12 protein-coding genes are annotated in these 12,243 nt (G+C 41.8%); all 12 read right to left on the minus strand.

The window, feature by feature from the left end; translation table 11 throughout:
* Positions 1-14: 14 nt before the first annotated feature.
* The gene (topA, locus tag A0765_RS05930; RefSeq protein ID WP_142325643.1) at positions 15-2,108 is read right to left on the minus strand and encodes a type I DNA topoisomerase; all 2,094 of its coding nucleotides are present in this window, start codon (positions 2,106-2,108) and stop codon (positions 15-17) included.
* Between the two features lie 84 nt (positions 2,109-2,192).
* Positions 2,193-3,035, minus strand: coding sequence for a DNA-processing protein DprA (dprA, locus tag A0765_RS05935; protein WP_062005272.1), 843 nt, complete (start codon positions 3,033-3,035; stop codon positions 2,193-2,195).
* Between the two features lie 105 nt (positions 3,036-3,140).
* The gene (locus A0765_RS05940; protein ID WP_062005274.1) at positions 3,141-3,704 is read right to left on the minus strand and encodes a sugar O-acetyltransferase; all 564 of its coding nucleotides are present in this window, start codon (positions 3,702-3,704) and stop codon (positions 3,141-3,143) included.
* A gap of 28 nt (positions 3,705-3,732) precedes the next feature.
* A complete protein-coding gene (rnhB, locus tag A0765_RS05945; RefSeq protein ID WP_062005276.1) occupies positions 3,733-4,500 on the minus strand; it encodes a ribonuclease HII in 768 nt (255 codons plus the stop codon).
* Positions 4,487-5,338, minus strand: a complete 852-nt coding sequence (ylqF, locus tag A0765_RS05950; protein WP_045497395.1) for a ribosome biogenesis GTPase YlqF — start codon at positions 5,336-5,338, stop codon at positions 4,487-4,489. The genes rnhB and ylqF overlap by 14 nt, the downstream gene beginning before the upstream one ends.
* Positions 5,339-5,443: 105 nt before the next feature.
* Positions 5,444-6,358, minus strand: a complete 915-nt coding sequence (locus A0765_RS05955) for an MBL fold metallo-hydrolase (protein ID WP_062005278.1) — start codon at positions 6,356-6,358, stop codon at positions 5,444-5,446.
* 3 nt (positions 6,359-6,361) lie between these two features.
* Positions 6,362-7,474, minus strand: coding sequence for an acyl-CoA dehydrogenase family protein (locus tag A0765_RS05960; protein WP_062005281.1), 1,113 nt, complete (start codon positions 7,472-7,474; stop codon positions 6,362-6,364).
* A gap of 12 nt (positions 7,475-7,486) precedes the next feature.
* The gene (locus tag A0765_RS05965; protein ID WP_166492635.1) at positions 7,487-8,401 is read right to left on the minus strand and encodes a LysR family transcriptional regulator; all 915 of its coding nucleotides are present in this window, start codon (positions 8,399-8,401) and stop codon (positions 7,487-7,489) included.
* Positions 8,402-8,584: 183 nt separating this feature from the next.
* Entirely contained in the window at positions 8,585-9,238 is a 654-nt protein-coding gene (locus tag A0765_RS05970) for a 3-oxoacid CoA-transferase subunit B (protein ID WP_061422823.1), read from the minus strand.
* A gap of 1 nt (position 9,239) precedes the next feature.
* Positions 9,240-9,965 (minus strand): CoA transferase subunit A, encoded by a 726-nt coding sequence (locus A0765_RS05975; RefSeq protein ID WP_005590349.1) that lies wholly within the window; start codon positions 9,963-9,965, stop codon positions 9,240-9,242.
* A 16-nt stretch (positions 9,966-9,981) separates the two neighbouring features.
* On the minus strand, positions 9,982-10,761 hold the full coding sequence (locus A0765_RS05980; RefSeq protein WP_015604980.1) for an enoyl-CoA hydratase/isomerase family protein: 780 nt from the start codon (positions 10,759-10,761) through the stop codon (positions 9,982-9,984).
* Between the two features lie 287 nt (positions 10,762-11,048).
* Complete coding sequence (locus A0765_RS05985; RefSeq protein WP_062005283.1) at positions 11,049-12,227, minus strand: acetyl-CoA C-acetyltransferase; 1,179 nt, start codon at positions 12,225-12,227, stop codon at positions 11,049-11,051.
* Between the last annotated feature and the right edge of the window lie 16 nt (positions 12,228-12,243).

Below are 12,243 nucleotides of genomic sequence, written 5' to 3' on the forward strand. Positions count from 1 at the left end.
TTGAACAATACAACTTATTTCACTTTTTCCTCTTGATAGTCGCCATTGCTGCAGACCACTTGCTTGCCGCCCCCACGAACTTTCTTTTCAACTAGATAATGGTCACATTTTGGACAGTTACGCCCAACAGGCTTGTCCCAAGATGTGAAATCACAGTCTGGATAACGATCACAGCCATAGAAAATACGATTTCGCTTAGTCTTACGCTCGATAACTTGACCTTTCTGACACTGTGGACAGGTCACGCCGATTTCCTTGACAATAGCTTGGGTATGACGACAGTCTGGGAAATTGCTGCAGGCATAGAACTTGCCAAACCGACCCAACTTGATGACCATTGGACTGCCACAGACTTCACAGTCAAAACCGGCTGGCTCATCCTTGATTTGGATTTTCTCCATTTCAGTCTCGGCTTTAGCGACTTCCTTTTCAAAAGGTCGATAAAACTCGTCAATAACTTTCTGCCACTGCTCTTTGCCAACTTCTACATCATCCAGTTTTGCTTCCATTTCGGCTGTAAATTTCACATTTACGATGCCTGGGAAGAATTCGACAATCAGCGCATTGACTATTTCACCCAATTCTGTCGGTTCAAAGCGCTTGGAAACCAATTTAACATAGTAGCGTTTCTGAATGGTTTCAATGGTCGGTGCATAGGTAGATGGACGACCAACGCCATTTTCTTCCAAAGTCTTGATGAGCGTTGCTTCAGAATAGCGAGCTGGCGGCTGGGTAAAGTGTTGTTCTGGATACGTATTGACACTCTTGACGGTATCACCTTTTTCCATGTCCGGCAGCATTTTATTCTTGTCAGAGTCATTATAGATAGCCAAATAACCATCGAATTTAACTTGACTACCGTTAGCTGCAAATTGGACACCGTTTTGCTCTAATTTGACATTCATGGTGTCAAAGACCGCTGCTGTCATTTGGCTGGCTACAAAGCGATTCCAGATTAGCGTATATAGCTTAAGCTGATCCTTATCCAGATATTTTGCAATGCTTTCTGGAGTATTGAAAACGCTGGAAGGACGAATGGCCTCGTGGGCATCTTGAGCACCCGAAGCATTTTTCACCTTGCTGCCATGTTTGGAATATTTGGCACCAAATTTATCCGTGATAAAGCTTGCCGCTTCATTTTGCGCTACTGGACTGATCCGAGTCGAGTCGGTACGCATATACGTAATCAGACCTTGTACGCCAGAACCGATATTAATACCCTCATAGAGCTGCTGAGCTACCATCATGGTCTTACGAGTCCGGAAATTAATCTTATTAGCGGCATCCTGCTGCATAGAGGAAGTCGTGTATGGCAGCGGAGCATTGCGTCGACGCTCTTTCTTTTCAACACTGTCGACTGTAAAGTCATCTCCCTTAAGATGAGACAAGACTTCTTTGACATCCTCGTTGTTGGTCAGCTTCATCTTCTTACCATTCATGCCATAGAAGCTTGCCTGGAACTGACGAGTCCCTTTCTTAAAGGTTCCGTCAATTGTCCAATATTCTTCCGGTTTGAAGGCGTTGATTTCATTTTCACGGTCGATAATCAGCTTGAGAGCGACAGACTGCACTCGACCAGCTGACAGACCTTTTTTGACTTTCTTCCAAAGAATCGGAGAAATGGAATAACCAACTAAACGGTCCAGAACCCGACGAGCTTGCTGGGCATTTACCAAATCCATATCAATCTGACGCGGCTCTTTAAAAGCATTCTTGACCGCATCCTTGGTGATTTCATTGAAGACGACACGGTTTTTCTCTTTCTCATCCAGATTGAGAATGTGAGCCAGATGCCAAGAAATAGCTTCTCCTTCGCGGTCCGGGTCACTTGCCAGAAAGACTTGCTTAGCTTTCTTCGCTTCTTTTTTCAAGTCATTAATCAAGGGACCTTTACCACGAATATTGATGTATTGAGGCTCATAGTTGTTCTCAAAATCAATGGACATCGTAGACTTTTTCAGGTCACGGATATGCCCGACACTGGCTAGAACCTTGTAGTTTCGTCCCAGATATTTTTCTATTGTTTTTGCCTTGGCAGGCGACTCTACAATGACAAGATTTTTCTTGGTCGTAGACTTTTTCTTTGTTTTTGTTACCAAATTAGACACCTTCTATAAGAAATAAATCTTATAGAGTGTAAACTATTTTTTGATAGATGTCAACTCACAACATTCTCTATAGGAAAACTTGTTTTAGAATTGGAACTCAGATATAACGTCAGAGCCTGATGTGATGCACTTTGCGCCCTCTTGAATCAAATGATGACAACCGTCAGATTTTCCATCTAAAATAGACCCTGGAATGGCAAAAACATCCCGCCCCTCTTCCATTGCCCGCTCACAGGTAATCAGACTGCCTGAGCGCATCTTGGCTTCTGCCACGATGACGCCTCGACAAAGACCTGCGATGATACGATTTCGCTCTGGAAAATGGAATTTCAATGGCTGTTCACTCGGACCATACTCCGTCAGCAATAGATGATTTTTGCCAATATAAGCCTGCAGTTTTTGATTGGCCTTGGGATAGAAGACATCTAGTCCCGTCCCAATGACAGCAATAGTTTGGCCACCATTTTGCAGGGCAGCCATGTGGGCCACGGTATCAATCCCACGAGCCAGCCCGCTAACGATAACCAGCTCATTATTCAACTCCTTGATGATTTTCTGCACAGCAGCATTGCCCTGCTTACTGCTGTCTCGACTACCGACAATGGCTATCTTGGGCATTTCTAGCAAGTTTAGATTTCCTTGATAAAATAGCAAAGTCGGTGCATCGTAAATCTCGCATAGATCCCAAGGATACACATCATCCAAGATTGAAAAGGACGGAAAACGTTCAAATTCTTCTTTCAAAGCTGGTAGATCAAGTCGCTTGTATTTTTCCGTAAAGAGTGCGGGATTGCGACACTCAGAGACGACGGCCTTGTCTCGTAAAGATAGCTCTCCTTCTTTATTTTCTGCATACCTCAAGATATTTAAGACCTGTTGATTGGTCAAGCCAGCTTTTTTCATTTTATAAATTTCAAAATTATTCATTTTTATCACCTCACTTTCTTATTCGTAAAAAAGTTCAAAAAAAGAACTGCAATACAGTTCCTTGTTTCTTATTCGATTAATGCTTGAGAAAATTGTTGGGTTCTTCTATTCTTCATGAACAGGAATTTCCTTAATAATCTTAGCAGGATTGCCGGCTAGGACTAGGTTATCGCCAAATGATTTAGTCACCACTGCACCAGCTCCAACTACGACATTATCTCCTAGGGTCACTCCAGGCAGAATCGTTACGCCGCCACCAGCCCAGAAATTATCACCAATCTTAATCGGCGCCCCGTATTCAATACCGGAATTTCTTTCCACTGGGTCAAGCGGATGGAGCGGTGTCAAAAACTGACAATTGGGCCCCAGCATGGCATTCTTTCCAATGGTAATAGGACAGACATCCAGCATGGTCAAATTCCAGTTGGAATAGAAATTCTCCCCCAAGTGAATGTTAACTCCATAATCACAGACCAAATCTGGATGCAACCACAGATTCTCCCCTGTACTGCCAAACCACTCCTTGGCAATAGCACTGCGTTTTTCAACATCTCGTTCTTGGTTAAAACGATACTGAAAATCTCGCGAGCGAGCAGCCAATGCTCTCAATTCAGGATCTTGAGGGCTGTAGTTCTCTCCTGCAATCATTTTTTGGTATTCGCTAGTCACACTTGTCTCCTCAAAAGATTAGGATTTCTTATGAATTTATCATGGATTTAATCGGTTCAAAGCTTCTGCGGTGAATCGGTGTGACACCGTATTTGTCCAGTCCTTCCAGATGCAGCTTAGTGCCATAGCCGGCATTTTGGGCAAAGTCATAGCCTGGATAAACCTGATCAAATTCCGCCATCATCTTGTCCCTCGTCACCTTGGCTACGATAGAAGCCGCAGCGATGGATAGGGAATTGGCATCGCCCTTGATAAGAGACTGCTGGGGCAAGGGCAAGTCTAACTTCATCGCATCAATCAAGAGATAATCCGGCTTTATCTTGAGCTGACCTACCGCTTCTGTCATGGCTAGCTTGGTCGCTTCATAGATATTGACTCGGTCGATCGTTTGATTATCCATAATGCCCAAGCCAACGGACAAAGCCTGATCTAGTACTGCTTGATAAATTTCCTCATGCTTTTTCTTAGGAATCTTTTTACTGTCATTCAGCCCTTTGATTTTGCAGTTAGGAGGCAGAATGACTGCTGCTGCAACCACTGGACCAGCTAAGGGACCTCGTCCGACTTCATCAATGCCAGCAATCGCCTGAAATCCTAGACTATAGAGTTCTTTTTCATAGCGCAGCATGTACTCTAGACGTAAGTCTTCATCTAGCTCTGCTTGGATTTCTTTTTGGCGCTTGAGTAATAGCTTTTGAACACCGCTTCGCTCATCCTGCTTTAAAGCCTGAAAAAGCGGATCTTGCAAGTCAGAAACTTGAGCCAGTTGCTCTTGGATTTCCTTAATCGTGGCCATCCAATTCCTCCAATGTATCCAATGTATAGCGACCTAAGCGCCCATCACGCACTTCCTTGACAAAGAGACTGTAAAAACGATCATAGTCCTCTCTGAAGCCCAATTTCTGGGTCATATCCATAATCATGTCTGGCGCTTCCAGCTCTAAATCCAGCTGCTTAAAACGCTCCTGCAGTGCCTTGGGATAATGCTCTTTGAAATAATTGAGTCCGAAAATCGTGACCTCATCCATGGGCAGCAAATTGTCCTTGATAGCTCCCGTCAAAGCGAGTTTCAAAGCCACCATTTCATCTTCAAATTTTGGCCAAAGAATACCCGGTGTATCTAGAATTTCCAAATCCTTATTGGACTTGAGCCACTGCTGACCTTTGGTGACCCCTGGTTTATTGCCGACTATCGCGATTTTCTTACCAGCCAGTCGGTTCATCAGCGTTGACTTTCCAGCATTGGGAATCCCGATAATCATGGTCCGCAAGGTTTCGATTTGAATTCCTCTTTCCCGCTGGCGAGCTAGCTTATCAGCCATTAATTTCTTAGCTGCTTCGGTCACTTTTTTAACTGCAGATTGTTCCTTAGAGTTAATAGCCAAGGTTTTGATTCCCTGACTTTCAAAATAGGCCTGCCATTCCTTTGTTAAATTTGGATCCGCTAGGTCAGCCTTGTTTAAAATCAATAACTTGGGCTTGTCCCCAACAATTTTAGTCAACATAGGATTTTGACTGGATAGAGGCAGCCTCGCATCCACCAAAATCGTCACAAAATCTACAAATTTAATACTTTCTTGAACCTGTCTCCGAGCCTTGGACATGTGCCCCGGAAACCATTGAATCGTTGCCATTAAAAACCTCTTTCTTACAATCTTCTAGTATCTCATTATACCAAAAAAATAGAGAATAAAATAGTAAAATCGCTCCCTCGAACTGATAGAAGCGATTCTCTATTCTTATAAAAATGATGGTTTGCGATCCTGTTTATCTGTGAATGGAACTCGCGGTTCACGAATCCTAGTCACATAATCAACAAACTCCTCGCCAGTCTGGTCAAACTCAGCAACTGCGAAAAATTGATCGTGGTAAAAGAAAAACTTATAGTGGTTTTCAAAAGCTTCTTTGAGCCATTTGTCTTTGGCAACAATTGAGCGCATCGGATAATCATCTACTGCAGCAACCCACAGAGGTTTCCGATGAGCATGAGTCAGCACCAAATCAGCCATATGAATCATGGTTTCCTCGCCCTGTTTGAGCAAGATGATGCTGTGACCATTACTGTGACCGCCTGTATGAACCATTTGAATTTCTGGAATGACGTTCAGATATTCAGTAAAAGTTTCAACCTGATCCTGGATTGGCTCCCAATTTTCCTTCAGATAAGTTCCCCTTGTCCGACTATTGGGATTTCGCATTTCGTACCATTCTATCTCATTTACAAAAATCTTTGCATTTGGGAATTTTGAAACAAGCTGATTGTTTTCATCTAGTCTAGTCAAACCGCCAGAGTGATCATGGTGCATGTGCGTCATTAAAATATGGGAAATATCTTCTGGCTTTAATCCCAAGAGTGCCAAGCTTTCTTCAACGCGGCTCTCAGAAAGAATACCGAGATTGCGGTGTTGTTTATCAGACAGCTTAGCCGTATCAAAACTAGCATCTATTAAATAATTTTGCCCCTTGTATTGAATCAAAATCGGATCTGTCAGTTCAGCCATCATATTTTCTTCTGTTGTTGGATAATAACGTGACCAAACAACCTTTGGTACCGGGCCAAACAAGGTGCCTGCATCTGTGAGCTTATCCGCTCCACGCAACCAAGTCAGCTTCATTTCCCCAAACTGATACTCTTGTAATTTGAGTTCTGTCATCTTTTACTCCTTTAACCATCTTTCTGCGATTTCTTTTCTGATCGAATTCCCTGACCGTCCATAATTCTCAATAATTTCAGCATCTTTAAAATAGCGTTTGATATTCACATGATCAAATTTTTGTAAAGGCCCGATAAGACGGAGAATTTCATCTGTAACCTCTAGCGCTACCTTAGTCATATATAGCTTTATCCGTGCAACAAACTTGGAATCTTCTTCTATTTGATTAGGATAGGATGAGAAATAAGCATCTGCAGCACAAATTTTATTGTACAGATCTGCAAACTTGTACTGATGCAACTCAACATCCATCAGTCGCTTGCCGAATCCTCTTTTTACACGTGCAAACTCAAGACCCTTATGAAAAGCACCTTCGGCAACTCCTAAAGCAACCGCACTCAAGCCAAGTTGCATATTCTTTATGATATCATTAAATTGCTCATTTCCAGCCAAGACTCCGCCTAATAAAGCAGTTTCCGGCAGGTGTACATTATCTAAGGTAACAGAACTTAGTGGAAGTCCTAGTAAACCTTGCTTTTCTATCTGCTCACCAATGAGCACACCCGAAGCTTTCGTCTCCACAATGAAGAAGCCGTAAGAATCAGGCTTTCCAGTTTCACTTACTTTAGCTAATACCAAGAGAATATCCGCAATGCTGCTATTCGACACTTTGGCTTTTTCTCCCGAAAGTTGCCACCCTGTCTCTGTCTTAATCGCATAGGTCTCCAAATCTGCCAAACTATTTAGATGCTTAGACTCAGAAAATCCAAGACCTGCTTTACAAGTTCCCTTTACCAACTTGTTCAGATAACGCTCTTTCTGTTGCCCCGTACCAAACTTCAAAATCGGATAAACACCATAACAACCTTGGGTCAGCAATATAGTTGAAAGAGCTGGAAATTCATTCGAAATCATTCGAATAGAGCTGATAAAATCAGAAGCCAAAGCCTGATCGCCTTCTGACAAAATCGGTGAAAAAATATCCAAATCCGTCGTCATTACTTCCCAAATCTCCTGAGGAAAGTCGACTGACTCATCATGATTTTTCATGTAGTCTCTAATAGCTGTATTTACATATGAACTCAATGCTGCTGTTTTGGTACTGGACTTCATCATCAATTCTCCCCTCTATGGATGTGGCTCAGAAAGAGGCTGATAATAACCTTTTAAAAGCTCCTCATATACGTATGCTTCTACCTCATTGTAGCTTGCTTTATAAGGCCGGCAGAACCAAATATTGAAAGGCACCGGATCCTTAAAGCGCACAACCTTGAATTTATTCTTATCGACAAAATACTCTAAAGGACGAGGTAACAGTGCGATCATATCGTTTTGATAAGTTGACTCTATCAAGAAATCCCATGTCGATGATAAATAGGCAAAATTTGCTTTTATCTTTTTACTCTTTAATTTTTCAGTGATTAAATCGTAGGTTGTAAATGATTTATTAAAGGTCGCTAAACCGTACTGAGCGATATCTTTCCATTTCAACAATTCTTTGTTTGCCAAGGGATGATTCTTATCCATATAGGCCACGTATTCATCAACTTGAATGATATACTGTTCATATTTTTTTGGATCCAGATTGGTAGGTTCGATTAATACTGCAAAATTCAGATCCCCTGCAACCAGCTTTTGACGTAATTCATTACTTCCATCCTCAGTAACCTGAATGTTGACTTGCGGATTGTCTTGTAAAAATTTTGGTAAAATACTAGAAAAATATACACGTAAAATCAATGACGGAATGCCCAAGTTAAAGGTACCTTTTTGTTTAAGAGCTTCCATATGAATCATTGACTGCATCTCTTCATGCCGGTTGACAATCTCTGTGGCAAAACGGTAAATCTTACCACCAGCTTCCGTCAGACTCTCTAATCTTCCATTTCTGCGATTGAAGAGCTGGATTCCTTCCGTTGATTCAAAATTTGTAACAAACTGACTCAAGGCTGACTGGCTGATATGAATTTTCTTAGCTGCGATAGAAAGATTGCATCCACATTCGACGATATTGATAAAGTAAGTCATTTGAATTATATCCACTTTTCGTCTCCCATCTTTCAAATTTCACGAGGTAATTTGCCATAAATAAAACAGCAACTGGCCCTCGAACCATGATGACCAGTTGCTAGTATTCTGATTAAAAACTAATCATCGCTCAAGTTGTTATAAACACATAGTAACACACTTTCAGAGAAAGAGGAGATTAATTGCTTACTAACCTTATTAGATTGACATCGTTTTCAAGTCTTCTGAAACAATTACTTCTCCTGCTGTCTTTTCAAGAACTTCCTCTAGGGTAACACCGGGAGCAAGCTCTTTCAAGAGGAACTTACCATCTTGGAAACCAAAGACAGCCAACTCTGTAATGACTAAATCAAGAACTCCTTTGGCAGAAAGTGGCAAAGTACACTCTGGCAAGAGTTTAGATTCACCGTCTGAAGTAGTATGCTGAATTGCACCGATAACACGCTTCGCTCCAACCAACAAGTCCATCGCTCCACCCATTCCTGGGGCAAACTTACCTGGAATAATCCAGTTGGCGATACTACCATCTTGGCTTACTTCCAAAGCTCCTAGCACGGTCGCATCAACGTGTCCACCACGGATGATCGCGAAGGAAGTCTGCAAGTCAAACAATGCTGCTCCAGGTAAGAGAGTAATTGGCGCTCCGCCAGAGTTTGCTAGGTTTGGATTGTAAGTATCTTTCGTTGGTGTTTCACCAAAGCGAAGCGCTCCATTTTCAGCCTGAAGAATAACGTTTACTCCCTCAGGAATATAGTCAGCAGATGCGTTTGGAATACCAAATCCTAGATTGACAACATCTCCATCTTTAAATTCTTGTGCAACACGTCTTGCAATAATTTCTTTTGCTTTCATATTAGTTCACCCCCGCCAATTTTTTAGTCTCTGTCCAAAGATCACCCATCATTTTATGGTGTTCTTCTGGAGTCAAGCTTTGGACGACATAGTCAACAAGGATGCCCGGAATATAAATATCATTCGGATGAATTTCGCCAGCTTCAACAATTTCATTCGCTTCAACGATAACAGTATCTGCTGCGAGAGCTAATTGCAAGGAAATGTTTTTCGTAGTACCATCGATATACAAGTTGCCGTATTTGTCAGCTTTAGTCGCTTTGATTAAGGCAACATCGATTTTAAGTGGATCATAGACCAAGTATTCACGGCCATTACGTTCTACTTTTTCATAATCTTTTTCTAAGATTGTTCCGACTCCTGTCGGAGTCAAAACAGCTCCTAAGCCAGCTCCAGCTGCATGGAGACGCTCGACAACAGTTCCCATCGGTGTAAATTCGACTTCCATCTTCTTTTCAAAATACTCACGTTGAGCTGCTGCAGATGTTCCTACGTGGGCTGCAATATATTTTTTCACTTGGTGATTTTCACAAAGTCGTCCAACCCCAACTTCTTTACCAGGATGAGATGTTACCACCGATACCAAAGTCAAGTCTTGCTGGTTTTGTTTTACTAATTCTTCAATCAATTCAAAAGGTTCACCGACACCGAGGAATCCAGAAATTCCAACGATATCACCCGATTTGACCTTAGAAATAGCGTCTGATAATGATACAACTGATTTCATGCTGATACCTCCTCTTTTACTTACGATTGAAAACAGCTTTGCGTTTTTCAACAAAAGCACGCATTCCTTCTAGTTTGTCTTCTGTAGAGAAGAGCAAGGCTTCTGCTTCTGTTTCCAGACGGATTGCATTTTTAAGAGGAAGTTCCGCACCAACTTGAATGACATGTTTTGCTTTTTCAACAGCTAACGGTGCATTCTTCATGATGGCTGCGGCTAATTCTTCAGCTGAAGACAACAATTCTTCAGCAGGAACCAGTTTGTTAAGAATACCTAAGTCATAGGCTTCTTGACCTTTCACTGTACGAGCAGTGAAGATAAGTTCTTTGGCACGGCTAGTTCCAATCAAGCGAGACATCCGTTGAGTACCAGCAAATCCTGGAATAATACCCAAGCCAACTTCTGGGAAGCCAACCACTGTTTTTTCAAATCCAATACGGATATCTGTTGAAAGTGCTAGCTCCATACCACCACCGAGTGCATAACCATTGAGGACTGCGATCGTTGGTTGGCGTAAATCTGAAAGGCGAGTAAATGTATCATTTGCAAATGTCATGTATTCAAATGCTTGAATAGGTGACATCAAATCCATTTCCTTGATGTCTGCTCCAGCGACGAATGCTTTTTCTCCTGCTCCAGTTACGATGACAACGCGAATTTCCTCGCTTTTCTCAACTTGATCAAGAACTTCATTCAAATCAGCCAAAACTTGAGAACTCAAGGCGTTCAAAGCTTCAGGACGGTTGATAGTGATATATCCAATCCCATTTTTAACTTCTAATAAAACAGTTTTACTCATTTTTATGCTCCTACTTATAAAATTGAATGACTAAGTATGGTGTCAACAAATACTTAAACCAAAAATGTAAGAGCTTACATTCTTATGATATACCATTTCTCACACTTCGTCTACTTAATCATTATTTATGTATCAATAAGATAAGCTTATAGCTTTGATATCCAAATTAATTTTCTAAAAAATAAAACAAGCCCTATCAAGGCTTGCTTGCAAAAAACAGCTCATCGATAGGACTTGTTTATATAGTAGAAGCAAATAAATGGAAAACTTCAAAAATGAACTAGATTCTAGCGTTCTACGATGACCGCTGTACCCATACCGCCACCGATACAAAGGGTAGCAAGGCCACGTTTAACATCACGTTTTTGCATTTCGTGCAAAAGTGTTACCAAAATACGGCAGCCTGAAGCACCGATTGGGTGACCAAGAGCAATCGCACCACCATTTACATTGACTTTTTCAGGATCAAGATTCAGTTCTTTACCAACGGCACATGCTTGCGCTGCAAATGCTTCATTGGATTCAACCAAATCTAAATCTTCCACTGTAAATCCACCTTTTTCAAGGGCTTTGCGAGTTGCGTAAATCGGGCCACAACCCATAATTTTTGGATCTAGTCCAGCGCTTGCGTAAGATTTGATCGTTGCCAAAACTGGAACGCCCAATTCTTTAGCCTTATCAGCACTCATAACAACTACTGCTGCCGCACCGTCGTTAATACCTGAGGCATTACCAGCAGTCACAGTACCATCTTTCTTGAACACTGGACGCAATTTTCCCAATCCTTCAAGAGAAGCATCTTTTCTTGGGAATTCATCTGTATCAAATACGATAGGATCGCCTTTACGTTGCGGAATTTCAACAGGAACAATTTCTTCTTTGAAACGACCAGCTTCGATAGCTGCAACTGCACGTTTTTGAGATTGCACAGCAAAATTATCTTGGTCTTCACGTGTAATACCATATTGTTCAGCAACGTTTTCAGCTGTAATTCCCATATGGAAGGATCCAAAGGCATCTGTCAAGCCATCACGAAGCATAGTGTCTACTACTTGGGAGTCTCCCATACGGGCGCCCCAACGTTGGTTTGGAAGGACATAAGGAGCTTGGCTCATGTTTTCAGCCCCACCGGCTACAACGATATCAGCATCTCCACACAATACAGCTTGAGCCGCCAATTGAACTGCTTTCAAACCAGAGCCACAAACTTTATTAATAGTGAAAGCTGGAGAAGTTACTGGGACACCTGCGTTGACACTCATTTGACGAGCTACGTTTTGACCAAGACCTGCACCCAGAACATTCCCCATGATAACTTCATCAACTTGTTCTGGTTTCAAATTTGCTCGTTCAATAGCACTTTTAATAACTAAACTACCTAGATCAACAGCCGAAACATTTTTTAAAGTTCCACCAAAAGAACCTAAAGGTGTGCGGACTGCTGCTACAATAACTGCTTCTTTCATTTCTTGCTCCTTATAT

The sequence above is a fragment of the Streptococcus cristatus genome (assembly GCF_001588905.1).
Taxonomy (GTDB): Bacteria; Bacillota; Bacilli; order Lactobacillales; family Streptococcaceae; genus Streptococcus; species Streptococcus cristatus_N.

Excerpts from the sequence above, each read along its gene's own strand:
- A0765_RS05975 (WP_005590349.1), bottom strand. The coding sequence starts at position 9,965 with ATGAAATCAGTTGTATCATTATCAGACGCTATTTCTAAGGTCAAATCG.
- A0765_RS05980 (WP_015604980.1), bottom strand. The coding sequence starts at position 10,761 with ATGAGTAAAACTGTTTTATTAGAAGTTAAAAATGGGATTGGATATATC.
- A0765_RS05985 (WP_062005283.1), bottom strand. The coding sequence starts at position 12,227 with ATGAAAGAAGCAGTTATTGTAGCAGCAGTCCGCACACCTTTAGGTTCT.
- dprA (WP_062005272.1), bottom strand. The coding sequence starts at position 3,035 with ATGAATAATTTTGAAATTTATAAAATGAAAAAAGCTGGCTTGACCAAT.
- ylqF (WP_045497395.1), bottom strand. The coding sequence starts at position 5,338 with ATGGCAACGATTCAATGGTTTCCGGGGCACATGTCCAAGGCTCGGAGA.
- rnhB (WP_062005276.1), bottom strand. The coding sequence starts at position 4,500 with ATGGCCACGATTAAGGAAATCCAAGAGCAACTGGCTCAAGTTTCTGAC.
- A0765_RS05970 (WP_061422823.1), bottom strand. The coding sequence starts at position 9,238 with ATGAAAGCAAAAGAAATTATTGCAAGACGTGTTGCACAAGAATTTAAA.
- A0765_RS05960 (WP_062005281.1), bottom strand. The coding sequence starts at position 7,474 with ATGATGAAGTCCAGTACCAAAACAGCAGCATTGAGTTCATATGTAAAT.
- A0765_RS05955 (WP_062005278.1), bottom strand. The coding sequence starts at position 6,358 with ATGACAGAACTCAAATTACAAGAGTATCAGTTTGGGGAAATGAAGCTG.